Origin of the sequence: Serratia sp. FGI94 (assembly GCF_000330865.1) — a bacterium.
GTDB lineage: Bacteria > Pseudomonadota > Gammaproteobacteria > Enterobacterales > Enterobacteriaceae > Serratia_B > Serratia_B rubidaea.
Map to the genome: position 1 here is coordinate 1996103 of NC_020064.1, position 26292 is coordinate 2022394.

The following is a 26292-nucleotide window of genomic DNA, read 5'->3' on the forward strand; positions in this document are numbered from 1 at the left end:
CGCCGTACGCCGGTGCGCAAAGCGAGCGATTTTCGTCCGCAAACAGCGTCCTGGCGGAAAAATTAGGCTAAGCTCATAGAACGTCTTCTTGTTGAAGGAACGTGAACCATGCGCAGTGATATCCAGTTTCTTCCCCAGCCGGCGATTGACGATCAGACGTTTATGTACGGCGACACCGTACGGCTGACGACGGCCAATTTACGGCATGAATATCAACTTGATGTAAACATCCTGCGTCGCGAAGGCCGGCAGATTTATGGCGCGGTGGTGGCCGCCGCGCCGAAAATAGATATCCCGCCGCAGGAGTGGGAGATAGCGCGCGGCGACGAGGTGGTCTTCCGCGAAGAAAATATCGCCAAGGCGGTGCCGGGCGCACGCTGAGGCAGTTTGCTCAGCGCGTGCGGCGCTCTGTGTCACTCTTCTCTTTTCGTCGGCGGCGCAGGCCGGCCGACGAAACTTCAGATGCTCTCCATAAACGTTGCTTATCCTTGACGCGTCCTCCGCCTGCCTGGCTGTCAGAACCATGTTTTTGTCTGAAAAAACGCCACTGATGATAAAAATCACATTGATTATGAATTTTCGTGAAACATAATTTGACAAATGTGAACGCAATCGATTACCTATTCGCAAAACAGGTGCCTGGATCACAGATTCCTACCGCCGGAGATTTCTATAATGCGCCGGTGAGCTGAGTGGTTAACGCTTGTTTACACCCTGTAGGGTTCAGACTTATTTGTCATCTTTTTCTAACGGGCAGCGAATAGCCCTTTAAGCATGTGGTAATGAAATGAAAAAAATAGCTCTCGCAGCAGGCGTACTTCTTGCGACGTCTTACAGCGCATCATCAATGGCGGATAGCAAAGACAGCGAGTTTGTTTCAGACTGGTGGCACCAGAGTGTGAACGTGGTGGGGAGTTACCATACCCGCTTCGGACCACAGCTTAACAACGACGTTTACCTGGAATATGAAGCTTTCGCCAAGCACGAATGGTTCGATTTCTACGGCTACATTGACGTGCCGAAATTCTTCGGCGTCGGCAACACTCCGGACCGCGGCATCTGGGATAAAGGTTCGCCGATGTTTATGGAGATCGAACCGCGTTTCTCCATCGACAAGCTGACCGGCACCAGCCTGGCGTTTGGGCCGTTTAAAGAGTGGTACTTCGCCAACAACTATATCTACGATATGGGCCGCAACAAGGCGTCGCGTCAGAACACCTGGTATATGGGTCTGGGCACCGATATCGATACCGGCCTGCCGATGAGCCTGTCGATGAACATCTATGCCAAATACCAGTGGCAGAACTACGGTGCGGCCAATGAAAACAGCTGGGACGGCTACCGCTTCAAGATTAAGTACTTCGTGCCGCTGACCCAGGTCTGGGGCGGTAACCTGAGCTATATCGGTTTCACCAACTTCGATTTTGGCTCCGATCTGGGCAAGGATGACTTTACGGTGAACGGCCGTCAGGCGCGCACCAGCAACTCCATCGCCTCCAGCCATATTCTGGCGCTGAACTATGACCACTGGCACTACTCGGTCGTGGCGCGTTACTTCCATAACGGCGGTCAGTGGCAGGATGGCGTGGACATCGGCACGCCGCAGGGGCCGATCAAGTCAACCGGCTGGGGTTACTACCTGGTGGTGGGCTACAACTTCTGATCCCGCGCAATAAAAAACCCCGCACAGCGGGGTTTTTTGTTTATCACTTAGGCTTTCTGGCTGGGCAAGTGTTTGACCGGCATAAAGAGCCGCCCTTTAATGACATAGCATTCGTTGTCAATCCACTTGATGATTTGTTCACAGCTTACGCCTTCCGCTTGTGCATAACGATTAAGGTCGCCGTTGAAATGCCGCGTGATGTATTCCATGAGTGTCATTTGCATTGCTTTTGCTCCTGAGCGCCCGAGAACGGCCTGTCAGCGCGTTACGGGAGGTAAGGTTTCTCCGAGAACAAATTTAAGATATCGACAACAAAATCTCAACACTTAGTTTTGCTAAGGGTATTGATTACCATAGAAAAAAGATCCCGCATACCGCGCGGGAAACGGATGATTAATAGACTGTATAGATGAAATGACGCTGTGTGAGGCGCGCCATGACGGTAAGGATGGCTCCCTCCAGCGGCGCATGATTCAAACTACTGGAACACCGGCGGCGTCGCAAGTACATTTTAGTTATGACGTCAGCAGCGCTGAATAATTATGCGTTGATACGCTATTATCAGCGGATGGCGGGATAATCCTCCGTCAGACGGATGATTAACGCCGATGCATGGATGATTAGGAAAGCAATAGTGCAAATATAAGAGTTTTCCTCATTCTTTGTGGGGTAAATTATACTTATAGTCAGCACAATTCCCCAAACGAGGATGTTACAACATGAAAAAACGTCGTATGACCATCACGGCATTGGCGCTGATCGCTTCTCTGGGCGTCAGCAGCGCACCGGTGTTCGCCGATAAGGGCGGAAACGGCAACGGCGGTAACGGCCACGGCAACAGCGGTAACCACGGTAACGGCGGTAACCATGGCAACAAAGGGTTCGATAACCCGCACGGTAACGGTAAAGGCAATGGTAAAGGCTTTAGCGACGAGCATGGCAACAAAGGCAAACGCGGCAACTACGCGGATGACCGTGGCCTGGTGCATGTCGATCTGTCCTATGACCGCGCCCGCGCGCTGGCGCTGAACTACGGCCTGACCGGCTATCAGTCACTGCCGCCGGGGATTGCGAAAAACCTGGCGCGCGGCAAGCCGCTGCCTCCGGGCATCGCCAAGAAAACCGTACCGGCCTCACTGCTGGGTCAGCTGCCGCAATACCCGGGCTATGAGTGGCGCGTAGTGGGCGACAACCTGGTGCTGATCGCTCTGAGCACCGCGCTGGTCGCCTCGGTGATTAACGGTGTATTTGACTAAGCCGTTTGCCGTAATCGCTTTCCCAAGCCGCAGCTGAAACGTTGAACAACGTATTGAGCTGCGGCTTTATTGATGCTTGAAAATCCCTGCCTGCTATCGCTTTCTCTTTCCCTAATGACGTGCTCCGTCATACCTGTCCCTCAGCCTGTTAACGCCTATTTGGCACTCTGCATAAGCCGGCTCCGGTTTAAAGGCTATTAAGTATGTTATTGGGCGGATTTTGACCGGCCCATTCGCACTTACATGGTTTAACCTTTTGAATTTAATGACATGACTTGCCAATGACCGGGAAGAGACATAAATTGCCTAAAACCATGTGAATAAGGAGGTTAATGGTGGCGGATACGGCAAGTATCGGCGTTAATCGTGGTTTGTTAACGTTTAACGCGGAAGGTAATAATATAAGGGAATCATTGTTCTATAGCCGGGTTATTCATTTTCCACGGATGGGGATCTCAGGCGTTACCATCGGGCGTGGGTATGATATCGGCAGTCGTTCACAGCAGGAAGTGTTTGTCGATTTAACCCGTGCGGGGATCGCTCCGGCTCAAGCACAGGCAATATCATTAGGTGTAGGGCTTAGAGGGAAGCAGGCTGATGATTTTGTAAAACGGAACAGGAACAGAATTGGTGAGATAACGGAGCAGCAGCAAGTTAATTTATTTAATTCGACTTATCCTGTTTATGAACGACGTGCTGAAGCGGTTTATAACGCCAAGACGGTACACATTGAAGGCCGCGCGGCGTGGAAGGATCTTCACCCCGCTATTCGTGACGTTCTGGTTGATGTGGTATATCAAGGGTACAAAGGTGTAACAACGATGCCTGCGGCGGCTAAAAACGATATCGATTATTTTATTCAATTTATAAAAAGTAGTGAGCTGATTACCGATGAGAAGAACAGAAATCGGATAGGGCATTTGGAATTGAACCGAGGGAGAAGCGGTAAGTGAAAAAATACCTGTTAGTCTTAGCGGTCTTGCCAATGTTTTCATTCGCGGCGCAATCTCTGGATGAGTTGAAAACGGATCATCCCAGCATGTGCCAGGATATCAAACAAGAAGATGGCTATTACGGCGATATGGAATGTGCCGGGCGTCTGCTTGACGATTCTGAGACGAAATTAACCACGCGAGTTGCGCAAATCCGGGCTGAATTAAAGAAAACCCACGCCGGCCTTTACCAGGACGCTTTCGAGCGTGACCAGCAATCCTGGGAGGCATACCGTAAAAACCGTTGTGCTTATGTGGCTATTGGGGTGGATGAGCAGAGCAATCATTACGCCTATCGCATCGCGTTGTGCAGCGCATCGGAAAATTACAAACGTCTTGCAACATTGAAAGGTGAGCCGTCAGTGAGTTAACGTTTTCAGCTCTCGCGCGGGGCTTTTTTCTGCGGTTCAATAAATGATGTGACCCGTCGCAGGCGGTGGATTATATTTGCCGGACGAACAATGAGGATAAACGAGGAATTATGCTGAAAATCTGTCTGATGGCGGGGCTGCTGTGCAGCTTTTCCGCGCTTGCCGATAATAGCGCGTCGATCGCCGACGTGGTGAACCAGCGTCTGGCGCTGATGAAAGACGTGGCCGGTTATAAGGCGCAGCAGCATTTGCCGATTGAGGATCTGGCGCAGGAAAGCAAGGTGCTGGCCAACACGCAGGCGCAGGCGGAAAAGCTGGGGCTGGAGCCGCAGTCGGTGAAGCCGTTTATCGTCGCGCAGATGGATGCGGCCAAGGCCATCCAGTATCGCTACCGGGCTGACTGGCTGGCGCAGCCGGAAACGGATTGGCAGCCGCAGCCGCTGGAGAAGGTCCGGCCAGAGATTGCCCGTCTGAGCGACAAGATTCTGCAGCGCTTGGCGCAGCGCTTGCGGCAGGGGCCGATCGCCGAGAGCGAGCGTCAGGCCTTTATTCAAGCGATTCAGCAAGTGAATTTAACCGCTGCGGATAAGCAGCGGCTGTTTGATGCGCTGTTGATGGTCAGGCTCAATGGCCGTTAAGCAGGGCGCGTTATGCCGCGTGGCTGCCGCTACCGCGCCTGAAGGTCAGCACCCGGCTGCCCTCGGCGATCAGATCGACGCTGTAACCGCGGAAGTAGAGACAAAAACGTTTTAACCACGGCCCGTCGCGGCTTTCAACCAGCATGCGGCCGTCGCCCAGCGGGCTGAGGGTGCCGATATGCGCCGCCGGGCCGACGCCGATATGCACCTGGTCGCCGCGGATTTCAAAGGCGGTGCGGTAGTGCGGGTGGTACCAGGTGCCTTGCACGTGCTGCAAACAGCGGCCGCTGGTCTGCACCGGCCAGAAGGTGCGGGCGACGTGGCCCACTTCACCGTCAATGCTTTCACCGTTCCATTTCAGCCGCATCGGCCGCTGGGCGCGGAGCGAAACCGCATAGCCATCCTCCGCCTGATACAAGGTCTCCGCACAGCCGAGGTAGGCGACGTTGCCGTTGCTGACCTCCAGCCAGTAGGGATCCGCCAGCGTTGCGTAGATGCCGTCCGGAATGGCGCGGCTGCGCGGCGGCAGCGCTTCCCCCAGCAGGGCGGCCATCACCTGCAGGGCGATGCTGGTGCTGTCGCAGTCTTCGCGGTTGGCGACCAGCGCCATACCAACCTGCCGCTCCGGCGCCAGCAGAAAATAGGTTTTATAACCGGCGAGTGAGCCGCCGTGGCCCAATAACAGATGCGGGCCGAGCGGAGTGCGCGCCAACCCCAGCCCGTAGGCGCTGGGCTGGCCGTTGGTCAGATAGCGCGGTGCGCTCAGCTGTTGCAGGACGCCGGCGGCCACGTCGCGGTCGCCAAGCAGCGCCTGCAGCCAACGGGTCAGATCGCCGATGCTGCCGGTCAGGCTGCCCGAAGCGGAAAGATGCAGACCGGCGCTGCTCTGCTGCCAGCCCTGCGGCGCGCGCCAGTAGCCGGGCGACAGGCCGGGGACGATATCGAACCAGCTTTCCGGCGCCTGCCAGCCCAGCTGCAGCGGCTGCGAAATATGCTGCTGAACCAGTTGCGCAAAGCGATAGCCCCGCTGTTGCAGCGCCGCCTCCACCAGCCGGTAACCGGTATTGCTGTAGCTGACTTCGCTGCCCGCCGGAAAGTTCAGGCGGTTCAGTCCCTGGATAAACGTCATCACCGGCTCCGCGTGGCTGACGCTGTAGCCGGAAATGCCGAGCAGCCCGAGCGTTTCACGCACGTCGGGCAGGCCGCCGGTCATGTCCAGCGCCTGGCCGACGCTGACCGCGGCCGGCTCACCGCGCAGCTGCGGCAGCAGTTCTCCCAACGGCTGGTCAAGGCGCAGCGTGCCTTCGGTCGCATTCAGCGCCAGCGCGGCGAAGATATGCTTGGTCAGCGAGGCGTAGCGCACCACGCTGTCGGCGGTAAAGGGTTCGCCGCGCGCCAGATCGGCCTGACCGGCGCACACCACCGCCTGCGTACGCTGCGTATCGAACAGGGTAATGGCGCCGCCGGGTTCGCCCGGCAGGCGCCAGTCGGCCAGCAATCGCTCGGCCGTAGCCCGGGCGTCACGCCAGCGTAGCTGGGTGTCAGACATAGTTATCCTCCAGAGTTGTGTCAAACAGGGCGCAAAACGCCGCCACCGCCGGTCCGTACGCGCAGGCAAAGGCGTCGGCCGGTCTGTTATCTCGCCGCGTCAGCGGCGCTTTTGCTTCGATTGTGGCGCAGCCATCCGCACGGCATCCGCCGTTTTGTGCGGTGTTGGCGGCAGATCGGAGAAGTTTGTCGAAATTTGCGATACAGAGCGCAGATTACGCCGTGCAGAGGCGGGGGAGAGTGCCAGCCCGGCTGCGGTTCTCCGGGCTGGAGGGACGGCTCAGCGCTGCTGCGCGCCCCAGTCGACCATGCTGTCGATCATCTGGCTCAGCAGACGCTGCAGCGGCGCGGCGCGCGCGGCGTCGAAGGCGAACGGATACCGTTCGGACATATAATTGACCTGCGCCAGCTCCAGCTGCACCGCATGCTGATTTTCCGCCGGCTTGCCGTAGGCGCGGGTGATATAGCCGCCTTTAAAGCGTCCGTTCAGCACGTGGCTGAACTGCTGCTGCCGTTCGCAGCAGGCCACCAGCCGGTCGCTGAGCGCGGCGGCGCAGCTGGCGCCGTCGTTGGTGCCGAGGTTAAGATCCGGCAGCTTGCCGTCGAACAGGCGTGGGATCACCGAGGCGATGGAGTGGGCGTCAAACAGCAGCGCATAGCCGTGCTGCGCCTTCAACCGGGTTAGTTCATCCTGCAACTGCTGGTGATACGGCTGCCAGATCTGCTGCAGATAGCCGGCGCGCTCCTGCTTGTCCGGCGCTTTGCCGGGCAGGAAGCTGGGGTCGCCGTTAAACAGCACGTCGGGATACAGCCCGGTGGTGGCGGTGCTGTAGAGCGGCTTATCGTCCGCCGGGCGGTTGAGATCGATAACGAAACGCGAGTAGTTGCCCACCAGTATGCTGGCACCGAGGTCGCGGGCAAAATCATACAGCTGGGGAATGTGCCAGTCGGTATCCGGCAGCGCGTGCGCATCGGGCGTCAGCCCGGCCTCAACGGCTGGCGTTAGCTGCGTGCCAGCATGGGGAATGCTGATCAGCAGCGGCAGGCTGCCGGTTTGGAAATGAAACGGATCGCGAATGGTCATTAACGTACCTCTCCTCGGAAAATCACCGTACAGGGCAGCTGTCCGCCCAGCCAATAAGTCAGTTCAGCCGGTCGCGACAGCGGCCAGTGGACGAAGTCCGCCACCTTGCCGCTCTCCAGCGAGCCGTGGCTCTCCTGCAGCCCCAGCGCTCTGGCGGCGTGCAGCGTAACGCCGGCCAGCGCCTCCTCCGGCGTCAGGCGGAACAGGGTGCAGGCCATATTCATCATCAGCCGCAGCGACAGCGCCGGCGAGGTGCCGGGGTTGGCGTCGCTGGCGATTGCCATCGGCACCCGATGCTTGCGGAACAGCTCGACCGGCGGACACTGGGTTTCGCGCAGCAGGTAGTAAGCGCCCGGCAGCAGTACCGCGACGGTGCCGGCGGCGCCCATCGCCTGCGCATCCTGCTCGGTGGCGTACTCCAGATGGTCGGCGGAGAGCGCACGGTGGCGCGCCGCCAGCGCGCTGCCGCCCAATGCGGACAGCTGCTCGGCGTGCAGTTTCACCGGCAGCCCGGCGCGCTCGGCGGCGGTAAACACTTTTTCCACCTGCTGCGGCGAAAAGGCCAGATGTTCGCAAAAGGCGTCGACCGCGTCGGCCAGGCCGGCGCCGGCGGCTTCGGGAATAATGGTGTCACACACCAGATCGATATAGTCATCGGCGCGGCCGGCATATTCCGGTGGCAGGGCGTGGGCGGCCAGACAGGTGGTTTTCACCTCGACCGGCAGCGTCTCGGCCAGCCGGCGCGCCACCCGCAGCATTTTCAGCTCGCTTTGCGGCGTCAGCCCATAGCCGGACTTGACCTCCACGCAGGTTACGCCTTCCGCCAGCAGCGGCCGCAGGCGGAACTGCGCCTGCGCCAGCAGCTGCTCTTCCGGCGCGTTGCGGGTGGCGTTGACGGTGGAGATAATCCCGCCGCCCTGCGCGGCGATCTCGGCGTAGCTGACGCCGTTCAGCCGCTGTTCAAATTCCGCGCTGCGGTCGCCGCCGAACACCAGATGGGTATGGCAATCCACCAGGCCGGGAGTGATGATGCCGCCCTCGAATTTCACCGTTTCATCTGCGGTAATCGCCGGACGCGCGGCGTATTCGCCGATCCAGACGATTTTACCGTCGCGCACCGCCAGCGCGCCGTCGTGCAGAATATGGTATTTGCCCTCGCGCATGGTGACGATATCCGCCCCGTGCCACAGGCTGTCGCAGTGAATCTCGCTGGTCATCTTTTCCCGCTCCGCTTGCTTGTATATACAATTAAACACAAGCTAGCGCATTCATCGGCGGCGGGCAAGAGGCGGAAGGGATAATTTGTTACTGAAATGTGATCGCCATAGCCGAAATCATTCAAATAGAAGGAGGCGGCAAATGCAGGGATCCCGCGGTAAGTGATTTGGATGATGGAATTTGCGCTATGGCGGGCATAAGCGGCGGGGCGGCGCGGCACCCCGCAGGCAGGATTAGACGTCGAAGCGGCCGAACAGTTGATAGCGGCTGCCGGGATACAGCAGCCGCGCCGAGGTGACCACGGTTTTGCCCGACCAGGTGCGGCGATGGATCAGCAGGCAGGGTTCGCGCTCTTCCAGTTGCAGCAGCTCGCGTTCCTGTTTGCTGGCGACCACCGCCTCGACGATATGCTCGCCAGCGGTCATGGGGGCGGCCTGCGTCAGGTAGGTATAGGGCGTCACCCGGTCGAAATCCTGCTGGAGATAGTCGGGGGCGGCCAGCGGGTTGACGCAGCGGTTTTCCAACTGCACCGGCATCTCGTTTTCATAGTGGACGATCTGCGAATAGAACAGCTGCTGGCCCGGCGCCATGCCCAGCGCGGTGGCCTCTTCGTCGCTGGCGGTGCGCGCCGTTACCTGCAGCACCTTACTGCTGTGGCGGTGGCCGCGGGCGGCGATTTCGTCAGCGATGTTATGCACTTCCAGCAGTGCGGTGTGCGCCTTGGCTTCGGCGACGAAGGTGCCGACGCCCTGCATGCGCACCAGAAAGCCTTCGCTGGTCAGTTCGCGCAGCGCACGGTTGATGGTCATGCGGCTGACGCCCAGCTCCGCCACCATTTCGCTCTCCGACGGGACGCGCTGGTGCGGCTGCCAGTGGCCGGCGCGGATTTGATCCACGATCGCCTGTTTCACCCGCTGGTAGATGGGGGCGGGGGTATCGCTCATGGCCGTAGCCAGTTGTAACACGCTCTGTTGATCAACCACGACGTTAACCTCGTCAAATAAAAAAATACTAACATCAGTTTACTGTTGATTAGGGCATCTGTATATGTATATACAAGTAATAGCCGATTCTCCAGAATAATGTTACCGGCTTGAAACATTTACCTGTGCGCGCGCCGCGCGCTTTCGCCGTCACACCAACGTTGGAATACTGCTATGCCTGCTTACTACGCTAAACGCGCACTGCTTCCCACCGGCTGGGCGCACGCCGTCCGGCTGGACGTCGACGCTCACGGTTTTCTTACCCAGGTTACCCCGGATGCCAGCCCAGAAGGCTGCGCGCTGCTGCATGGCGACGTGGTGCCCGGCATGCCGAACCTGCACTCGCACGCGTTTCAGCGGGTGATGGCGGGGCTGGCCGAAGTGGCGGGCGATCCGCAGGACAGTTTCTGGACCTGGCGCGATCTGATGTACCGCCTGGTGCAGCTCCTGACGCCGGAGCAGGTCGAAATCATCGCCCGCCAACTGTATATCGAAATGTTGCAGGGCGGCTACACCCAAGTGGCGGAGTTCCATTATCTGCATCATGACGCCGACGGCAAGCCGTACGCCGACCGCGGCGAAATGACCGGCCGCCTCAGCCGCGCCGCGCAGCAGGCGGGCATCGGCATGACGCTGCTGCCGGTGCTGTACAGCTACGCCGGCTTCGGCGCGCAGCCGGCGCAGGCGGGGCAGCGGCGCTTTATCCAGGATGTGGACGGCTACCTGGCCCAGCAGCAGATCATCGCCCGCCAGCTGGCGGAGATGCCGCTGCAGAATCAGGGGGTGTGCTTCCATTCGCTGCGCGCGGTGGAGCTGACGCAGATGCAGCAGGTGCTGGCGCAGGCCGACCGCACGCTGCCGGTGCATATTCATATCGCCGAACAGCAAAAAGAAGTGAACGACTGTCTGCAGTGGAGCGGCCAGCGTCCGGTGGCGTGGCTGTATGAACACCTGCCGGTCGACAGCCGCTGGTGTCTGGTGCACGCCACCCATCTGGATAACGCCGAGCTGGAGCAGCTGGCGCACAGCCGGGCGGTGGCGGGGCTGTGCCTGACCACCGAGGCCAACCTGGGCGACGGCATCTTCCCCGGCGACGCCTATCTGCAGCGTCAGGGGCGCTGGGGCATCGGCTCGGACAGCCACGTCTCGCTGAACGTGGTGGAAGAGCTGCGCTGGTTTGAATATGGCCAGCGGCTGCGCGACCAGCGCCGCAACCGCCTGACCACGGCGGCTCAGTCGTCGGTGGGCGATGTGCTGTATCAGCAGGCGCTGCAAGGGGGCGCTCAGGCCTGCGGCGCGCCGATCGGCCGTCTGCAGAGCGGCTACCGCGCCGACTGGCTGGTGTTGGACGGCGACGATCCCTATCTGGCGGCGGCGCCGGACGCGGCAATCCTCAACCGCTGGCTGTTTGCCGGCGGCAAGGCGCAGATCCGCGACGTGTTTGTCGCCGGCAAACAGGTGATTGAGCAGGGGTGCCATGCGCTGCAGCAGCAGAGCCGCGCCGCGTTTATGCAGGTGCTGAAAACCTTCCAGCAGGAGGCGTGATGCAGATTAACCGTTTTGATTTTGCCTCGCTGCCGGTCAGCCCGTGGCGCAACGGCGGCGGCGAGACGCGTGAAATTGTCTGCCAGCCGGCGGAGGGCGCGAACTTCGACTGGCGGGCCAGCATCGCCACCATCGCACAGGACGGGCCATTTTCCGCCTTCGACGGTATCGACCGCTCGATTACCCTGCTGGAGGGCGACGGCGTGCGGCTGGTCGGCGACGGCATCGACCACCGGCTGGTGATGCCGGGCGAACCCTTCGCCTTCTCCGGCGATGTGGCGCTGCAGGCGCAGCTGCTGGGGGGCGTCAGCCAGGATTTCAATATTATGACCCGGCGCGGACGCTGGCGCGCCACGGTGCGTCGGCAGACGGCGGCGTGCGAGCTGCCGGCCGGCCAGGCCGGCGTCTGGTACGTGCTGCGCGGCGACTGGCGGCTGCCGGCGGATGTCCGGCTCGGCGTCCGGCAGGGCGGCTGGTGGCCGGAGGGCGCCCAGGGCGGGTCGGCGGTGCCGCAGAGCGACGATGCGCTGGCGCTGTGGGCCGATCTCAGCCGGCTGTAAACGCCGGTAGTCTCTGCGGCTGAGTTATGGGATTATGCGGGGTCTTGGGGGGATGTTCCCCGTCAGGACAGAGAAGGATACATGGCTTCGCTGAAAGACGTTGCAAAATTGGCCGGGGTGTCGTTGATGACGGTGTCCCGCGCCATCAACGAACCCGATAAACTGCGGGCGGAAACCTACCGCCGGGTAAAGCAGGCTATCGATCAACTGGACTATGTGCCGGATCTGGCCGCCCGCCGTATCCGCGGCGACGGCGGCCGGGTGCAGACCATCGGCGTGCTGGCGCTGGATACCGCCACCACGCCGTTCTCGGTCGAAATGATCCTGTCGATAGAAAAAACCGCGCGCGAACACGGCTGGAACAGCTTTGTCGTCAACCTGTTTGACGATGAATCGGCGGAGCATACGGTGGATCTGCTGCTGGCGCACCGGCCGGACGGCGTGATTTTCACCGCCATGGGGCTGCGTCAGGTCACGCTGCCGGCCAAGCTGCTGGATAAGCGGCTGGTGCTGGCCAACTGTTTCAGCCGCACGCAGCGCATCGCCAGCTATATCCCTGATGATGAGCAAGGGCAGTATGACGCGGCGCGCGCGCTGATCGCCAAAGGCTACCGCGCGCCGCTGTGCATCTACCTGCCGGAAGACGTGCCGGCGGCGGTGCTGCGCCGGCGCGGGCTGGAGCGCGCCTGGCGGGACGGCGGCGGCGACATCGCGCAGCTGCGCCAGTATCACCTCAACCTGAGCGGCGGCGATGAGCATTACCGCGACTGCGTCGAGCTGCTGGCGCGCCATTTTTCGCCCGGGCGGCAGGAGTGCGATGTGGTGGTGTGCGGTAACGACCGGGTGGCGTTTCTGGTGTATCAGACGCTGCTGGCGCAGGGGTGGCGCATCCCGCAGCAGGTGGCGGTGCTGGGGTATGACAACATGGTGGGGATTGGCGATCTGTTCCAGCCGCCGCTCACCACCGTGCAACTGCCGCATTACGAGCTGGGCCGTCAGGCGGCGCTGCACCTGATCGAACAGCGCGAGCACCTTGAGAGCGTCAAGGTGCCGTGTCCCCTGCTGCTGCGCGCGTCGCTGTAGGTTGGCTGTGCGGCCCGGCGCACCGGGCCGTAAGGGTTAGCGCCAGATGCTGTCCAGCGTCCAGCCGGCGATCGCGCTGAAGTACGCCGCGCCGCCTTCGGCAAACAGGTTCAGCCGGCGGTCGCCGTCCAGCGGGTAGATGCGGCTGGTCAGGCAGGCCTCGCCGTCGTTGACGAACACCTCCAGTGAAGAACGATCGATAAACAGCCGCAGCTGCAAAGATACGCCGGCGGGCAGCGGCACGCTGCGGCAACCGCACAGCGCCGGATCGTCGCTGAACCGCTCAAGCACCAGCCGGTGCGCCTGATTATCCACATACAGCCGTGCCGCGCCGCCCAGGCTGATGCCGTAGCGTTCGGCGTCGCTGTCGGCCGTATCCAGCGTCAGCTGCAGTTCGTGCAGCTCATCCCCCAGCGGCAGCCGCTGGTTGCGGCAGCGCACGGCGTCAAACTGGCGTACGGCGCCGCGCAGCGCCGTCAGTTCGCGCGCCGGCTGCATACGCACCTGGCCGTCGGCGCCGAGCGACAGTTCACGCGGCAGCGTCAGCGCACCGGCCCAGCCGTGCGCCTTGCTGGGCATCGGCGACTCCCACATATCCATCCAGCCGAACAGCAGGCGACGGCCGTCGGCGGCGGTGAAGGTCTGCGGCGCGTAAAAATCATGCCCGGCGTCCAGCTCGCTAAACGGCTGGGTGACCGTGAATGCGCCGTCCGGCTGCCAGTTGCCGAGCAGGTAGCCGCTCTGGAAGCGGTTGCGATAGCGGTAGCCCTGCGCCGCCAGCCCCTGCGGCGAAAAGACCAGCAGTTGGCGTTCCCCCAGCGGGAAGAAGTCCGGGCACTCCCACATATAGCCCTGCCGGGCGTGCTCGGCGGCGGCCAGCACCCGTTCAAAGCGCCAGTTACGCAGATCGTCGGAACGGTACAGCCGCACCTGACCCAGATCGTCCTCTTTGGCGCCGATGACCATCCACCACTGCCCGTCCTGTTGCCACACTTTCGGATCGCGGAAGTGCATAATGCCTTCCGGCGGCGTCAGTACCGCACCATGCTTGGTGAAATGGATGCCGTCCTCGCTGGTGGCCAGACACTGCACCTCGCGCAGCTGCGAGTCGTCGCCCGGCTCGCCGAGCCAGACGTGGCCGGTATACAGCAGCGTCAGCACGCCGTAATCATCGACCGCGCAGCCGGAGAAACAGCCGTCGCGGTCGTCGGCGTCGCCGGGCGCCAGCGCGATCGGCTGATGCTGCCAGTGCACCAGATCGCGGCTGGTGGCGTGCCCCCAGTGCATCGGCCCCCAGTGCTCATCGAAGGGGTGGTGCTGATAAAACGCGTGGTACACCCCGTCGATGCAAATCAGTCCGTTGGGGTCGTTAATCCAGCCGGCCTGCGCGGCCAGGTGGAAACGCGGGTACAGGTCGTCCTGACGCGCGGCGCGCAGCTTTTCTACGGCGTGGTCGGCCTGGGCTAAAAGTTCTTTCATTGGCTTGGCTCGCTTAAAGGATGAATGTTGTGCTTGCCGCCGGCAGTTTCGCCGCGCAGCAGCCAGCAGGAGAGCAGGGTGGTGGCCGCCACCGCACAGCCCATCAGCAGATAGGTATCGGCAAAGCCGATGCGGTCATAGCCGTAACCGGCCAGCGGCGACAGGAAGCTGGCCATCACCTGGGTAATAAACTGGAACCCCACCAGATACAGCGTGGAGGAGAGGCGGCTGTCGAAACGCGTGGCGATATATTTGAAAATGGCGATCAGCAGGATCGGCAGCTCAACGGCGTGCAGCAGCTTCATCAGCGAGATCAGCAGCGCGCCGCTGACCAGGCCGGAGCCGACCATGCGCAGCGCCATGACGGCGCCCGCCAGCAGCAGCCCCTGTTTGGCGCCGATGCGGTTAACCAGCAGCGGCGCTAAAAACATGCCGCCGGCCTCCAGAAACACCTGCAGCGAGTTAAGAAAACCGTACATCTCATTGCCCTGCTGCGGCGTGGCGAACTGGGCGGCGAAGTAGACCGAAAACTGCTGGTCGAATACGTTATATACGCTGATGCCGAGAACGAAAATCACCAGCGCCCAGAAGCCGGGCAGGCGCAGCAGCGCCACGGCGTCCTGCAGCCGCAGGTTTTCTGCTTTACCGTACTCCAGCTCGGCCATGGCGTTGGCCTTCAGCTCGCGTACCTGGCTGAGCAGCAGCAGGAACACCACCGCGGACGCCGACGCCAACCAGAAATTGATGTTCGGGTTGATATTAAAAAGAAAGCCGGCCAGAAAGGTGGCGCTGGCCCAGCCGAGCGAGCCCCACATGCGGGCGCGGCCGAATTCGAAGCCGACGATGCGGCTGACGCGCTCGGTATAGGACTCCAGCGCGCCGATGCCGGCGAAGAAGGTGGCGCCGATAAACACGCCGCCGACCAGCGCCCCCAGCAGCAGGTTGCTCGCCAGCAGCGGGGCGTAGACATAGATAAAGAACGGGCCGGTCAGCAGCAGCATCACGCCGAGGTACTGCAGCAGATGTTTGCGCAGGCCGAGCTTATCCTGAATAAACCCGTACAGCGGCTGGGCGCACAGCGCCACCAGTGAGATTGCAGAGAAGATCAGCCCGGTTTCTGCGCCTTTCAGGCCGATCTTTTGGTTCAGCCACAGCGAAATCAGCGAAAAGCTGGATGACCAGGTAAAGAAAAAGAAGAACAGCAGGCCACTCAGCAGAAGGTAATATTTTTTTGTTTTGCGGTTCACGATGATGCCCTGGTAGAGGAAGATAGCCTGATTGTTAACGTTAACTTTTGCCGGTTGGAAGTCACCTTCGGTGATGATTGCGATGTTAATCACAAAAGTTAACGTTAACATTTTGACGCTGTGATCGCTATCACGTGCGTCGGGCGGGGAGGTCAGGCCGCGTCGAGCGGCCGCAGATGGTCGTCGCGCCGCAGCGTCATCAGCGCCAGCAGGCTGACCAGCGAAGCGGCCACCACGTAATAGGCCGGCATATCGATATTGCCGGTTTCGCGGATCAGGCCGGTAATAATCAGCCCGGCGGAGCCGGAGAACACCGCATTGGAGAGCGAATAGGCCAGCCCCAGCCCGGTATAGCGCACCCTGGTGGGGAACATTTCCGCCAGCATCGCCGGCCCGGGGCCGGCCAGCAGCCCGACCACCGCCCCGGCCACCAGCACCGCCGCGCCTTTTTGCCACAGCGCCGCCTCGGCGTCCTGCAGCAGATGCAACAGCGGGAAGGTAAACAGGATCACCGCGCTGATTGCGCCGACCATCACCGTTTTGCGCCCCAGCCGATCGCTGAGGATGCCGGCGGGCAGAATGGTCAGGGCAAAGCCGACGTTGGCCAGCACGGTGGCCGCCAGCGCCTGTTGCAGCGTGGCGTGCAGCGAGGTTTGCAGGTAGGCGGGCATCACCACCAGAAAGGTGTAGCCGGCGGCCGACCAGCCCATCATCCGGCCAATGCCGACGGCAATGGTTTTGGCCACGGCGAGCGGTGCGGCCGCGGCCGGACGTTCAGCGGCGGCAGGCTGCTGCTGCGCCTGAGTGAAGCTGGGCGTCTCCTCCAGTTTCAGCCGCAGCCACAGCGCCAGTGCGCCGAGCGGCAGCGCCAGCAGGAACGGGATGCGCCAGCCCCAGTCGTGCAGCTGCTCGACGGTGAGCAGCGCGCTGAGCAGCGCCACCAGCCCGGCGCCCGCCAGCAGTCCGAACGCGACGGTCAGCGACTGCCAGGCGCCGAAGCGGCCGCGCTTGCCGGGCGGAGCGAACTCGGTCATCAGCGCCACCGCACCGCCGAACTCGCCGCCGGCGGACAGCCCCTGCAGCATGCGCAGCAGCGTCAGCAGCAGCGGGGCGGCGACGCCGATCGAGGCGTAGGTCGGCATCACGCCGATCAGCGCGGTGGTCAGCGTCATCAGCAACACCACCACGATCAGCGTCGGCCGTCGGCCAATCCGGTCGCCGATGCGGCCAAAGATCACCGCGCCGATGGGGCGGCAGAAAAACGCCAGCGCAAAGGCGGCGTAGGCCAGGATCAGGCTGGTGACGGCGTTTTCGCCCTGCAGGGTGAAGAAGTTGGCGGCGATCACCGTGGCCAGAAAGCCGTAGACGCCAAATTCGTACCACTCAATAAAGTTGCCGACCGAACCGGCCAGCAGCGCCTGACGTGAACGGCGGCTGTCTATCACGGCGGAGTGTGCTGTCATGCTGTTCCTTAACCTGAATCATCGGGGGAAACGCTATGACTCAATGATTGCACGTTTTGTCGGCAGGCTGACAATGGATTGTCCGGATCGTGATCAAGGAAACGGTAGCCGCGGAAAAGTAGAGCAAACAGCGGCAGTTAAGGAGTGATGATGTGCTCGGGGTGGCAAACTGGCAGGGCGGTTAGTTTATTTTGTGTACAGATTGGGTTATACCCTATCTCTATGGAGAAGCGTGAGCAGAGGATCCACCTGCATGCTGTGGGGCGTGCTTGGGCCAGTGCGCCATGCGGGAGAATACCTCATAACCTTATCTGAATGCATAAAGGTATCGGTATGAATAATCTGAAATTAACCACCTTGCCCTGGCAGGAGAATAATGCGCTCAGCCAGGGTATCGGCGCATTATTACCGCAACTACCCAATATTATCCTGGGTACCGGAGGCGATGATCTCCTGAAAGGAAGTAACGGTAAGGATTGGGTGTTTGGTTTTGCCGGGAATGACATTATCAAACTTAATACGCCGGAAAATGATGCCGATACGGTATTTGCCGGCGACGGTGACGATGAAATTTACACCGGCGATAACGCAACGGTTTTTGCCGGCGCGGGCAACGACTCTCTGCGCATGACCGAGAGCAGCACGATCTTTATGGGCGACGGGGATGACCGGGTCGACGCCGGGCTGGATGTTCATGGGCACAACACGGTGTTTGGCGGCGATGGCAATGACCGCATCGATTTTAACTACAACATATACTGGGGGATTCATTATGGCATCGACGATCCCCCAAGAGAGATTATGCCGGAAGACGATGTCATCTACGGCGGCGCCGGCGATGATTGGATAAAGCCGATGGGTGAGAACAATCTGGTGCATGGCGATGAAGGCAACGATCTGATTAGCGTCGAACTCTTGCTGCAGACACCCACGGATAACGGGCGTTTATACGGTGATGACGGGGACGATAAAATTTATATCGTGAATGAGCCGTTCCCCGGCTATAACATTGGCCAGTTAGGCACCCATTTTAATCTCGACGGCGGGGCCGGCAATGATTTGCTGCTCTCTTCCTCGTCCGGTGGTGATACGCTGACCGGCGGTAGCGGCAATGATGTCTTTTTATATGAGTGGGTTGGCGCAACCAGCGCTAAAGATCCCGACATTATCACCGATTTCACCTTCAACGAGCAGGAACAAGATAAGATTAACCTCCGTGAGCTCAATGAGAGCGGTTATGAATACTATGACAACTTGATCGGCTGGGAGGTAGACAGCGACCTGACCTTTATCGGCTATCAGCCGTTCAGCGGCAATGGCAAGGAAGTGCGGCTGGAGCATACGGCAGAAGGCACCAACGTTGAAGTGGATCCCTTCGTTGAACCGAGTGCGGAGCTGTTTCAAATTCAACTTGTCGGCGTGACGCAAGAACTGACGCAAGAGGCCTTCATACTTTGAATGTGTAGGGCATGCAACATGGCATGGATGGCGATCGCCACGGTAATTCTGGCCCCCTCCGGTTGAGGGGGCGCAGAAATGCAGGGGTTATGGCCGGTCGCCCTGCAGCACCGTCGGCGGCTGCGGCAGCCCGGCGTCCTGCCGCTGGCGCGCGACCTGTTTGGCGCTGGCGTTGGCCGCCGCCGGGTTGCCGAACTGGCGGTTGACGTAGTTGCTCAGCGTTGCCACTTCGTCGTCCTTCAGTTCGCCGGCGAAGGCCGGCATCAGGATCTCACCCTGCTGCATATGGCGCCGTACGCCGCCGAGGATCACCGCCACCAGATTTTTATTGTCCGCCGCGCCGGTGCTGCCGTGGCGCAGCAGCGACGGATAGGCATTAAAGCCGTTTCCCTTGCCGGCGCCGTCGGCGCCGTGGCAGCTGGCGCAGTGGCGGTTGAACAGCGCCGCGCCAGAGGCGTCCTCAGCGCTGGCGCCGCGCAGCGCCAGGTAGTCCTGCGTCGGCCGCCCCCAGGCGTCGCGGGCCTTGCTCTGCGCGTCGTCGGCGATGGGCTTCACGCTGCGCAGATAGCTCGCCATGGCGTGCAGATCGCCGTCCGGCAGGTATTGCAGGCTATGCTCGATAGCCTCCGCCATCGGCCCGGCGGCCGAGGCGCGGCCGGCAACGTTGCCGGTTTTCAGGTAATCGACCAACTCCTGCTGCGACCAGCTGCCGATGCCGGCGCGTTGATCCGGCGTGATGTTGTACGCCGTCCAGCCGCCGAGATCGCCGCCGGCAAAGGCGTTGTCCTCGTCCATCCCCATGGTGAGGGTGCGCGGCGTATGACAGGTACCGCAGTGCGCCAGCGCCTCCACCAGGTAACGGCCGCGGTTCCATTGGTCGCTTTTGGCTGGATCCGGCTGCAGTTCGCCGGCGCTGAAGTTAAACAGCTTCCACAGCCGCATGCCCCAGCGCTGGTTGAACGGGAAAGCCAGATCGGTGCGCGGCGTCGCCTGGTGCACCGCCGGCTGCGCCAGCAGGTAGGCCTTGATGGCCAGCACGTCGTCGCGCTTCATTTTGGTAAAGGCGTCGTACGGCATCGCCGGGTAGAGTTGCTGACCGTTTTTACCCACGCCGTCGCGCACCGCCGCGACAAATTCATCGTCGCTCCAGTTGCCGATGCCGAACTGCCGGTCGGAGGAGATATTGCTGCCGTAAATCACGCCGAACGGCGTGCTGACCGGATAGCCGCCGCCAAACGCCGGGCCGCCCGGCGCGGTATGGCAGGCGGTGCAGTCGGCGGCGCGCGCCAGATATTCTCCGCGTTTGATCAGCGCTTGGTCGCCGTGCGCCCACAGCGGCGCGGCGGTCAGCATCAGCGCCAGTAGCGTTTTCTTGTTCATGCCATGCCCCCCTGCAGACTGCCCAGAACGCTGTCCGCCATGCGCAGCGCCAGCGCCACGCCGGTCAGCGTCGAGTTGACCGTTGAGGCGGAGGGCATAATACCGGTGCCGGCGATAAACAGGTTGGGGTGATCGTGGCTGCGGCAGTCGCCGTCAACCACCGAATCACGCGGGTCGCGCCCCATAATCATCGTGCCGGTGATGTGCTGATTGTTGTCATAGACGCCGCGCTGGCTGTATACCGCCTCGCTGCCGCCCATCTGTTTAACGATGTGCCGGAAGTCGAGCATCGACTGGTCGTAACCGCGGTGCACATACTCCGGGAAGCGGTAGTAGACCTCCAGTTTGGGAATGCCCCAGGCGTCTTTCTCGGTAGTGCTCAGCTGCACGCGGTTTTCCGGCTCGGGCAGCATCTCCAGCAGGCATTTCAGCTGTACATAGTGCGCAGACTGGAACGCCAGCTTGTCATTCAGCGCCTTGCCGTAATAGCCCTGACGGATCAGACGTTCGGTGAGGTAGCGTACCGGCGAGGTGTTGGCCAGATCGACCCGCAGCGCCGAACGCTGCGCCCGGAACGCGCCGTCGCGCAGGTTGTTGATGCTGCCGGGGCGCATCGGCCCGCGGCCGAACCACACCGGCTCGTCGGCGTAGAACTCCACCGAACTGCCCGGATGGTCCATCAGATTGCGGCCCACCATGCCGGAGCTGTTGGCGATGCCGTGGCGATAGCGCTCGCTGCTCGACAGCAGCAGGATTTTCGGGCTTTCAATACCGTTGGCGGTCAGAACAAAGCGTTTGCCGCTGACCCGGTGGCTGTGTTTATTACGGTCCAGATAGTGCACCGCCACGATGTTGCCTTTGTCATCGGCCTCAATGCGGTACACCACCGCATTAGCGACGATGCGCACGCCGGCTTCCAGCGCCTTGCGTGCGGAGATGCCGCCGTGATACTGGGCGTCGATCGGGCAGACCGGCATACAGTTGTTATTGCCGCAGCAGGCCGGGCGGCCGTCGTAGGCTATGCTGTTGCGCGCCTGCGGGCCGATGCCGACCTCGTAGCCCAGCCCGGCGACGCGCTGTTTAATCCGCTCAAACCCGTAGGGTAGCGGGATCCCCGGTAGCGGGTAAGGGCGCGAACGCGGCGAATCCAGATCGCTGTCGCCGGAAACCCCCATCTGGTATTCGGCTTCGCAGTAATAAGGCTCCAGATCGGCGTAGCCGATCGGCCAGTCGCGCCCGACGCCGTACAGGCTCTGCAGGCGCATATCGTTCGGCAGCAGGCGGAACGCCTGGCCGGCCCAGTGCCAGGTGGTGCCGCCGATGCCGCGCAGATACTGGGCGCGATAGGGATCCGGCCCTTTCTGGATCAGGTAGTTGTTATCGTGCGGGATGAACTTGGGCTGCGGCGCCCAGGGCTGCGGCGGAAACGGTTCGGTAAAGTCGCCTTTAAACGGCGAATCGCGAAACAGCGCCACCGCGTGATCGCGCTTGATCTCCGGGCCGGACTCCAGCATCAGCACCGAGGCGCCGGCCTGCGCCATCTTTAGCGCCGCCAGCGAACCGGCGATGCCGGCGCCGATCACCACCACATCGGCGCTTAATGAATCAGACATGGTTACTCTCCTTCTGCGGCGGCCGGACCCAGAAGTTGGGCTCACCCGGACAATAGCTGGGGGGCATTAACGAATCGTGCACCAGTTGATAGCTGACGATATTTTCGAAGGCGATGCACTCGGGGTGGTCGGCATCGCCGATCACGCCGAGATACCAGCCGCTGATTAACGCGTGATACAGCTGCGTCAGCGGGGCGGCGTGCTGGGCCAGCTGCCGCTGCAGGGCCGCGCCGTCCTGGACGTCATGCCGTTGCAGCAGCGTCGCCAGCGCGTCAAGCAGCGGGTTGAGCTGCGGGAAACGCGGCAGCAGGGCCTGATACAGCCGCTGCGCCAGCTGCGGGTCGGGCAGCGGCATACCGGTCAGGGCGCGGGAAACGGCGAAGAAATTACCCGGCGTCGGCGCGGCGTCAGGGGCCGCCAGCGCGGCGCGCCCCAACAGGTTCTGAGCGAGGGCGCCGGCCGCCAGCAACCCCGCCGAGCCGAGCACCAGCCGGCGGCGTGAAATAGCGAACATAAAAATTCCTTCTGGCAGGGGGTTACTGCAGGGTAGCGGCGGCGGTTTGCGACGCCTGATTATCCAGCTCTTGCTTTGGCGTGCTGACGCCGATTGCGCCGACCACGTCGTCGTCACGCGTCAGCGGGTAGCCGCCGCCGAGCGCCAGCGCATGCGGGATGGCGAGGACGGTGGTTTCGCCGTTTTGCAGGCGTTGCATAAATTTCAGTGAAGGCGTGCGGTACAGGGCGGAGGTGCGTGCTTTGCCGAGCGCGGCGTCCACGCAGCCGAGCGGTGCGCCGTCGAAACGCTGGAAGGCCAGCAGCAGGCCGGCGCGGTCCACCACGGCGATGCAGCCGGTGCTGTGCTGCGCCTGCAGGCTGTGGCGCACGTTGTCGATCAGCTGATTGGCCTGCTGGTTGGTCAGCGGCGCGGCGGCAGCCGCCACGGCGTGGCCGGCGCTGACAGTGAGCAGCGCGGCGGTTAACAGAAGCATTTTTTTCATTACGGTGTTTTTCCAGTGCTGATAGAGAATCAACCTGAGCGCGCGGGCGTAGCCGTCTGGTGTGATTTTCCCGCGCGCTCTGCTTTATGTACCTTTTGGTTCAATTTACTCCGTTGCATGTTTGTTAACAATGTGAAGTTAACGAAAACCAACCGTTATTAGAGACCGATCACAATTTGCCGTAGATCGCCTCAAGTGCCTGTTGCCAAACGAAAGGTTCCAGTTGCGAATAGCCGATTTCTTGCGCTTTCATCGCCTCAACCAGCCCCAACTGCGAGAGCACCGTGGCGCGGCTCTGGTGCGGCTCCACGCCGACGTCCTGCAGCGTTTTCACCACTTCGCCCATCTCTTCGGCGCGGCGTCGCCCGTGTTCCGCCACCCGACTAATCAGGTAGTGCGGCAGCCGGTCGTCCCAGCCCAGCGACGGGAAGCTGGCATGCAGTGAATCCAGCACCGGCTGTTCGACGCCGTAGCGCCGAGCGGCATGCAGGCATTCGACGGTCAGCGCCTCCAGCCCCTTGATCATCACGCTGCGGCACATTTTGATCGCCGAGGCTTCGCCGATGCGCTCGCTGTAGACGCTGGCGTTAAACCCCAGCCGCTGCAGCCGTTCGCCGCCCTCGGCCGCCGCCGGACCGCCAAGCAGCAGCGGCGTTTGCAGCCGTTTGGGCGGCACCGGCGCCATCACCGCCACCTCGACATAGCGCGCGTCGCCGGCGCGTTGGATGACCTGCGCCGCGGCGCGTTTGGTATGGGGCGCGGCGGAGTTCAGATCGAAAAAGTACTGGCCGGCGTGCAACAGCGGGGCGCACTGCTCGGCGACCGCCAGCGTATTGCCGGCGGTGACGACGGAAAAAATCAGTTCGGCGTCGGCCAGCGCCGTCGGTAGCCGTTCGGCCAACCGGCAGCCGCAGCGCTCGGCGGCGGCAATCATCGCCGGCGTTATCTGTCGGTCATGGGCGGTCACGCGCGCGCCCTGGGCGCCAAGTTCCTGGGCCAGAATGCCGCCGACCTCGCCAAAGCCGATCAGCGCTACCCGTGGGGAAAAGGTTGTCATTGGGTTCTCCATTTTAAGCCGGCCAGACCGCGCCGGGAATGCACACTTCGCCGGCAAAAATCAGCCGGGCGCTGCGCAACAGGCCGGCCTGCGTCAGCTCACCGTCCGGCGTGCGGCTCAGCAGCACGCTGAATTCGCCGCTGGGATGCTCCACGCTGACGCGCTGTTGCTCACCGTCGCCGACCTGCGCCAGCGGCTGCGCCACGCTGCCCGCCAGCAGGCAGCCGCTGGCGACGCTGACCGCGCCCAGCACGCCGATCGACGCGTGGCAGCGGTGGGGGATAAAGGTGCGGCTGCTGATGGCGCCGCCGGCGCGTGGCGCGGCCAGCAGGGTCATCTTCGGCACGCTGCGCTGGCTGACGTCGCCAAGGTTCATCAGCGGGCCGGCCTGCAGGCGAATGCTCTCCAGCCGCTGTTTGAGCTGTTGATCGGCATCCAGCTGTTCACGGCTTTCGTAGCCGCTGCGGCCGAGGTCGGCGGCGCGCAGCAGTACCACCGGCATGCCGTTGTCGATACAGGTGACCGCCACGCCGTCAATCAGATCGCTGGCCCGGCCGCTGGGCAGCAGGGCGCCGCAGCTGGAGCCGGCGATATCGCGGAAGGTCAGCACGATTTCGGCGGCGCTGCCGGGTACGCCGTCGATGGACAGATCGCCGTCGTAGCGCACCTCGCCGTCCGGGGTGGGGATGCGAGCCACCGCCACCTGGCCGGTGTTCTGCATAAAGATGCGCACCTCGGTAAATTCTGCGCCGGCGGCCACCAGGCCGCGCTCGATGGCGAACGGCCCGACCGCCGCCAGAATATTGCCGCAGTTCTGGCCGTAATCCACCAGCGGCCGGTCAACGTTAACCTGGGCGAACAGATAGTCGACGTCGGCGTCCGCGCGCTGCGAGCGGCTGACGATCGCCACTTTGCTGGTCAGCGGGTCGCCGCCGCCGAGGCCGTCGATCTGACGGATATCCGGCGAACCCATCGCCGCCAGCAGGGCGCGGTCGCGCGCCGCCGGTTGCGACGGCAGGTCGTCCGCCAGAAAGAATGCGCCTTTTGAGGTGCCGCCGCGCATCAGCAGGCAGGGGATTCGGCGTTGACGCATATTACTCCTCCAGCTGATCCAGCGAGTCGTAGTAGGTCAGACCCTTTTCCGCCAGCCGCGGGCGCATCTGGTAGATATCCAGCCCCAGCTCACCGCTGGCCATCCGCAGGCGTTTGCTCTCCTCCAGATCGGCGCGGCGGCGGCTGGCCGCCAGCGTCGCTTCGGCGTCAGCATGGCGCACGACCACCACGCCGTCATCGTCGGCGATCACCGCGTCCCCCGGGTAAATCAGCTGCCCGGCGCACACCAGCGGCACGTTGACCGAGCCCAGCGTCTCTTTGACCGTGCCCTGTGCGTACACCGCCCGCGACCAGACCGGAAAGCCCATTTCGCGCAGCGTGCGGGTGTCGCGCACCCCGAGGTCCGCCACCAGCCCGCGCACGCCGTACGCCTGCAGCGAGGTGGCCAGCAGATCGCCGAAGTAGCCGTCGACGCAGGGCGAGGTCGGCGCCACCACCAGGATATCCCCCGGCCGGCACTGCTCCACCGCCACGTGGAACATCCAGTTGTCGCCCGGCGCCGTCAGCACGGTGACCGCGTTGCCGGCGATGGCGCGGTCCTGCTGAATCGGCCGGATGGCCGGGTCGAGCAGCCCTTTGCGCCCCTGCGCCTCATGCACCGTCGCGACGCCGAACGTCGCCAGCGCCGTCAGCGTGTCGTCGCTGCTGCGGGGAATATTGCGCACCACCACGCCTTTCTTGCCGATGATGCTCATGCCAGATCCTCCGTCACCCGCGGGAAGATGCTCTGATAGCCTTCGCCATACACGATGTTTTTACCGCTGGCGATGCCGACGTTGCGCTTGGCCTGCACGCCGCGCTGCTGGGCGACGCGGGTGTAGTATTCCCACAGGTGTTCCTGACCGGCCATGCACTGAATGGCCTGATACTTTTTATCCCACACCGAAGTGATATCCAGCAGCACGTCCGGTTTCCATTCGCACTGTTCCGGCTGGTGCGGCTCAAACAGATACACCGGCGGCGCGGCGACGATCGGTTCGCCCGGGCGGTAGCCTTCCGCCTGCGCGATGATGCGCGCCTCCTGAGTCAGGTTGCAGGCCAGCGGGTGGTCGTAGTTGTACGGGTCTTTTTGTGAATGGGTCAGCACAAAGTGCGGCTGTACCCGGCGGAATACGTCCGCCAGGCGGAACAGCTGCTCTTTATCGGCGCGCAGCGGGTAGTCGCCCAGATCGAAGAACTCAATGCTGGCGCCGAGGATCTCGGCAGCGGCGCAGGCCTCTTCCTGGCGGGCGGCCTTCACTTTCTGCTCGGTCATCGCGCCTTTGCGCCACAGTTTGGCGGATTCGCCGCGTTCGCCGAACGACAGGCAGACGATATGCACCTGATAACCCTGCTGGCCGTGCAGCGCAATGGCGCCGCCGGCGCGCCAGACGAAGTCGGCGGAATGGGCGCTGACCACCAGGGCGGTTTTGTTTGCGGTTATCTCACTCATGTTCGGATTCCTTGGCTGGTTAGAATGACCTCATGCTGTCAGTTTCCCGCTGCGGCGGATAATTCATTTGATTGCAGCAGGTATGCGTTTTATTTATATTGCCTCGACCGC

At 62.1% G+C, this 26292-nt stretch carries 26 protein-coding genes; 10 read left to right on the top strand and 16 right to left on the bottom strand.

Annotated elements, in window-relative coordinates:
• Positions 1–108: 108 nt before the first annotated feature.
• A complete protein-coding gene (locus D781_RS09095) occupies positions 109–381 on the top strand; it encodes a hypothetical protein (protein ID WP_015672024.1) in 273 nt (90 codons plus the stop codon).
• Positions 382–787: 406 nt separating this feature from the next.
• Positions 788–1663, top strand: a complete 876-nt coding sequence (locus tag D781_RS09100) for a nucleoside-specific channel-forming protein Tsx (protein ID WP_015672025.1) — start codon at positions 788–790, stop codon at positions 1661–1663.
• Positions 1664–1710: 47 nt separating this feature from the next.
• Here the strand turns inward: D781_RS09100 and D781_RS23960 are convergent, their stop codons facing one another.
• On the bottom strand, positions 1711–1887 hold the full coding sequence (locus D781_RS23960) for a hypothetical protein (protein ID WP_015672026.1): 177 nt from the start codon (positions 1885–1887) through the stop codon (positions 1711–1713).
• Positions 1888–2382: 495 nt separating this feature from the next.
• Here D781_RS23960 and D781_RS09105 point away from each other — a divergent pair, with 495 nt between their 5' ends.
• The 4 genes from D781_RS09105 to D781_RS09120 all read left to right on the top strand — a co-directional run bounded on the left by D781_RS09105 (position 2383) and on the right by D781_RS09120 (position 4920).
• Positions 2383–2919, top strand: a complete 537-nt coding sequence (locus tag D781_RS09105) for an anti-virulence regulator CigR family protein (RefSeq protein ID WP_015672027.1) — start codon at positions 2383–2385, stop codon at positions 2917–2919.
• 332 nt (positions 2920–3251) lie between these two features.
• Positions 3252–3872 carry a pesticin C-terminus-like muramidase gene (locus D781_RS09110; RefSeq protein WP_051032579.1) on the top strand — a complete coding sequence of 207 codons (621 nt, stop codon included), beginning with the start codon at positions 3252–3254 and terminating at the stop codon, positions 3870–3872.
• Complete coding sequence (locus D781_RS09115) at positions 3869–4282, top strand: lysozyme inhibitor LprI family protein (RefSeq protein WP_015672028.1); 414 nt, start codon at positions 3869–3871, stop codon at positions 4280–4282. Before D781_RS09110 ends, D781_RS09115 begins: the two co-directional genes overlap by 4 nt.
• A 110-nt stretch (positions 4283–4392) precedes the next feature.
• Positions 4393–4920, top strand: coding sequence for a chorismate mutase (locus D781_RS09120; RefSeq protein WP_015672029.1), 528 nt, complete (start codon positions 4393–4395; stop codon positions 4918–4920).
• 10 nt (positions 4921–4930) lie between these two features.
• Here D781_RS09120 and D781_RS09125 read toward each other — a convergent pair whose 3' ends face one another.
• From D781_RS09125 to hutC, 4 genes are all read right to left on the bottom strand, one after another.
• Positions 4931–6469: a serine hydrolase domain-containing protein gene (locus D781_RS09125; protein ID WP_015672030.1), complete on the bottom strand. Its 1539-nt coding sequence runs from the start codon at positions 6467–6469 to the stop codon at positions 4931–4933.
• A 279-nt stretch (positions 6470–6748) separates the two neighbouring features.
• Positions 6749–7552 carry an N-formylglutamate deformylase gene (gene hutG / locus D781_RS09130; RefSeq protein ID WP_015672031.1) on the bottom strand — a complete coding sequence of 268 codons (804 nt, stop codon included), beginning with the start codon at positions 7550–7552 and terminating at the stop codon, positions 6749–6751.
• Positions 7552–8769: an imidazolonepropionase gene (hutI, locus tag D781_RS09135; protein ID WP_015672032.1), complete on the bottom strand. Its 1218-nt coding sequence runs from the start codon at positions 8767–8769 to the stop codon at positions 7552–7554. Before hutI ends, hutG begins: the two co-directional genes overlap by 1 nt.
• Positions 8770–9003: 234 nt before the next feature.
• Positions 9004–9753 (bottom strand): histidine utilization repressor, encoded by a 750-nt coding sequence (gene hutC / locus D781_RS09140; RefSeq protein ID WP_015672033.1) that lies wholly within the window; start codon positions 9751–9753, stop codon positions 9004–9006.
• A gap of 174 nt (positions 9754–9927) precedes the next feature.
• On the opposite strand from hutC, the gene D781_RS09145 reads away from it, so the two are divergent.
• The 3 genes from D781_RS09145 (at position 9928) to D781_RS09155 (ending at position 12941) form a co-directional block, all read left to right on the top strand.
• Entirely contained in the window at positions 9928–11298 is a 1371-nt protein-coding gene (locus D781_RS09145) for a formimidoylglutamate deiminase (RefSeq protein WP_015672034.1), read from the top strand.
• Positions 11298–11858, top strand: coding sequence for a HutD family protein (locus tag D781_RS09150; protein ID WP_015672035.1), 561 nt, complete (start codon positions 11298–11300; stop codon positions 11856–11858). The genes D781_RS09145 and D781_RS09150 overlap by 1 nt, the downstream gene beginning before the upstream one ends.
• Before the next feature lie 81 nt (positions 11859–11939).
• Positions 11940–12941, top strand: a complete 1002-nt coding sequence (locus D781_RS09155; RefSeq protein WP_015672036.1) for a LacI family DNA-binding transcriptional regulator — start codon at positions 11940–11942, stop codon at positions 12939–12941.
• A 36-nt stretch (positions 12942–12977) separates the two neighbouring features.
• Here D781_RS09155 and D781_RS09160 read toward each other — a convergent pair whose 3' ends face one another.
• From D781_RS09160 to D781_RS09170, 3 genes are all read right to left on the bottom strand, one after another.
• On the bottom strand, positions 12978–14420 hold the full coding sequence (locus tag D781_RS09160) for a glycoside hydrolase family 32 protein (protein WP_015672037.1): 1443 nt from the start codon (positions 14418–14420) through the stop codon (positions 12978–12980).
• Positions 14417–15667 (bottom strand): MFS transporter, encoded by a 1251-nt coding sequence (locus D781_RS09165; RefSeq protein ID WP_051032624.1) that lies wholly within the window; start codon positions 15665–15667, stop codon positions 14417–14419. The genes D781_RS09160 and D781_RS09165 overlap by 4 nt, the downstream gene beginning before the upstream one ends.
• Positions 15668–15819: 152 nt before the next feature.
• On the bottom strand, positions 15820–17130 hold the full coding sequence (locus tag D781_RS09170; RefSeq protein WP_015672039.1) for an MFS transporter: 1311 nt from the start codon (positions 17128–17130) through the stop codon (positions 15820–15822).
• A gap of 333 nt (positions 17131–17463) precedes the next feature.
• On the opposite strand from D781_RS09170, the gene D781_RS09175 reads away from it, so the two are divergent.
• Positions 17464–18588, top strand: coding sequence for a calcium-binding protein (locus D781_RS09175; protein ID WP_015672040.1), 1125 nt, complete (start codon positions 17464–17466; stop codon positions 18586–18588).
• An 87-nt stretch (positions 18589–18675) separates the two neighbouring features.
• Here the strand turns inward: D781_RS09175 and D781_RS09180 are convergent, their stop codons facing one another.
• From D781_RS09180 to galB, 8 genes are all read right to left on the bottom strand, one after another.
• Entirely contained in the window at positions 18676–19968 is a 1293-nt protein-coding gene (locus D781_RS09180; RefSeq protein ID WP_015672041.1) for a cytochrome c, read from the bottom strand.
• Positions 19965–21581, bottom strand: a complete 1617-nt coding sequence (locus D781_RS09185; RefSeq protein WP_015672042.1) for a GMC family oxidoreductase — start codon at positions 21579–21581, stop codon at positions 19965–19967. The genes D781_RS09180 and D781_RS09185 overlap by 4 nt, the downstream gene beginning before the upstream one ends.
• Positions 21574–22095, bottom strand: coding sequence for a sugar dehydrogenase complex small subunit (locus D781_RS09190; RefSeq protein WP_015672043.1), 522 nt, complete (start codon positions 22093–22095; stop codon positions 21574–21576). The genes D781_RS09185 and D781_RS09190 overlap by 8 nt, the downstream gene beginning before the upstream one ends.
• Before the next feature lie 22 nt (positions 22096–22117).
• Entirely contained in the window at positions 22118–22570 is a 453-nt protein-coding gene (locus D781_RS09195) for a heme-binding protein (protein ID WP_051032625.1), read from the bottom strand.
• A 178-nt stretch (positions 22571–22748) separates the two neighbouring features.
• The gene (locus D781_RS09200; RefSeq protein WP_015672045.1) at positions 22749–23636 is read right to left on the bottom strand and encodes a DUF1932 domain-containing protein; all 888 of its coding nucleotides are present in this window, start codon (positions 23634–23636) and stop codon (positions 22749–22751) included.
• A 13-nt stretch (positions 23637–23649) separates the two neighbouring features.
• Entirely contained in the window at positions 23650–24729 is a 1080-nt protein-coding gene (locus D781_RS09205; RefSeq protein ID WP_015672046.1) for a 4-oxalomesaconate tautomerase, read from the bottom strand.
• Position 24730: 1 nt separating this feature from the next.
• Positions 24731–25444: a 4-carboxy-4-hydroxy-2-oxoadipate aldolase/oxaloacetate decarboxylase gene (locus D781_RS09210; protein ID WP_015672047.1), complete on the bottom strand. Its 714-nt coding sequence runs from the start codon at positions 25442–25444 to the stop codon at positions 24731–24733.
• A complete protein-coding gene (galB, locus tag D781_RS09215) occupies positions 25441–26181 on the bottom strand; it encodes a 4-oxalmesaconate hydratase (RefSeq protein ID WP_015672048.1) in 741 nt (246 codons plus the stop codon). The genes D781_RS09210 and galB overlap by 4 nt, the downstream gene beginning before the upstream one ends.
• Between the last annotated feature and the right edge of the window lie 111 nt (positions 26182–26292).

Bases quoted from the DNA above. Each gene is read 5' to 3' on its own strand.
- D781_RS09095 (WP_015672024.1), top strand. From the start codon at position 109: ATGCGCAGTGATATCCAGTTTCTTCCCCAGCCGGCGATTGACGATCAG.
- D781_RS09100 (WP_015672025.1), top strand. From the start codon at position 788: ATGAAAAAAATAGCTCTCGCAGCAGGCGTACTTCTTGCGACGTCTTAC.
- D781_RS23960 (WP_015672026.1), bottom strand. From the start codon at position 1,887: ATGCAAATGACACTCATGGAATACATCACGCGGCATTTCAACGGCGAC.
- D781_RS09105 (WP_015672027.1), top strand. From the start codon at position 2,383: ATGAAAAAACGTCGTATGACCATCACGGCATTGGCGCTGATCGCTTCT.
- D781_RS09110 (WP_051032579.1), top strand. From the start codon at position 3,252: ATGGTGGCGGATACGGCAAGTATCGGCGTTAATCGTGGTTTGTTAACG.
- D781_RS09120 (WP_015672029.1), top strand. From the start codon at position 4,393: ATGCTGAAAATCTGTCTGATGGCGGGGCTGCTGTGCAGCTTTTCCGCG.
- D781_RS09125 (WP_015672030.1), bottom strand. From the start codon at position 6,469: ATGTCTGACACCCAGCTACGCTGGCGTGACGCCCGGGCTACGGCCGAG.
- hutG (WP_015672031.1), bottom strand. From the start codon at position 7,552: ATGACCATTCGCGATCCGTTTCATTTCCAAACCGGCAGCCTGCCGCTG.
- hutI (WP_015672032.1), bottom strand. From the start codon at position 8,769: ATGACCAGCGAGATTCACTGCGACAGCCTGTGGCACGGGGCGGATATC.
- D781_RS09145 (WP_015672034.1), top strand. From the start codon at position 9,928: ATGCCTGCTTACTACGCTAAACGCGCACTGCTTCCCACCGGCTGGGCG.
- D781_RS09150 (WP_015672035.1), top strand. From the start codon at position 11,298: ATGCAGATTAACCGTTTTGATTTTGCCTCGCTGCCGGTCAGCCCGTGG.
- D781_RS09155 (WP_015672036.1), top strand. From the start codon at position 11,940: ATGGCTTCGCTGAAAGACGTTGCAAAATTGGCCGGGGTGTCGTTGATG.
- D781_RS09160 (WP_015672037.1), bottom strand. From the start codon at position 14,420: ATGAAAGAACTTTTAGCCCAGGCCGACCACGCCGTAGAAAAGCTGCGC.
- D781_RS09170 (WP_015672039.1), bottom strand. From the start codon at position 17,130: ATGACAGCACACTCCGCCGTGATAGACAGCCGCCGTTCACGTCAGGCG.
- D781_RS09175 (WP_015672040.1), top strand. From the start codon at position 17,464: ATGAATAATCTGAAATTAACCACCTTGCCCTGGCAGGAGAATAATGCG.
- D781_RS09180 (WP_015672041.1), bottom strand. From the start codon at position 19,968: ATGAACAAGAAAACGCTACTGGCGCTGATGCTGACCGCCGCGCCGCTG.
- D781_RS09185 (WP_015672042.1), bottom strand. From the start codon at position 21,581: ATGTCTGATTCATTAAGCGCCGATGTGGTGGTGATCGGCGCCGGCATC.
- D781_RS09190 (WP_015672043.1), bottom strand. From the start codon at position 22,095: ATGTTCGCTATTTCACGCCGCCGGCTGGTGCTCGGCTCGGCGGGGTTG.
- D781_RS09195 (WP_051032625.1), bottom strand. From the start codon at position 22,570: ATGCTTCTGTTAACCGCCGCGCTGCTCACTGTCAGCGCCGGCCACGCC.
- D781_RS09200 (WP_015672045.1), bottom strand. From the start codon at position 23,636: ATGACAACCTTTTCCCCACGGGTAGCGCTGATCGGCTTTGGCGAGGTC.
- D781_RS09205 (WP_015672046.1), bottom strand. From the start codon at position 24,729: ATGCGTCAACGCCGAATCCCCTGCCTGCTGATGCGCGGCGGCACCTCA.
- D781_RS09210 (WP_015672047.1), bottom strand. From the start codon at position 25,444: ATGAGCATCATCGGCAAGAAAGGCGTGGTGGTGCGCAATATTCCCCGC.
- galB (WP_015672048.1), bottom strand. From the start codon at position 26,181: ATGAGTGAGATAACCGCAAACAAAACCGCCCTGGTGGTCAGCGCCCAT.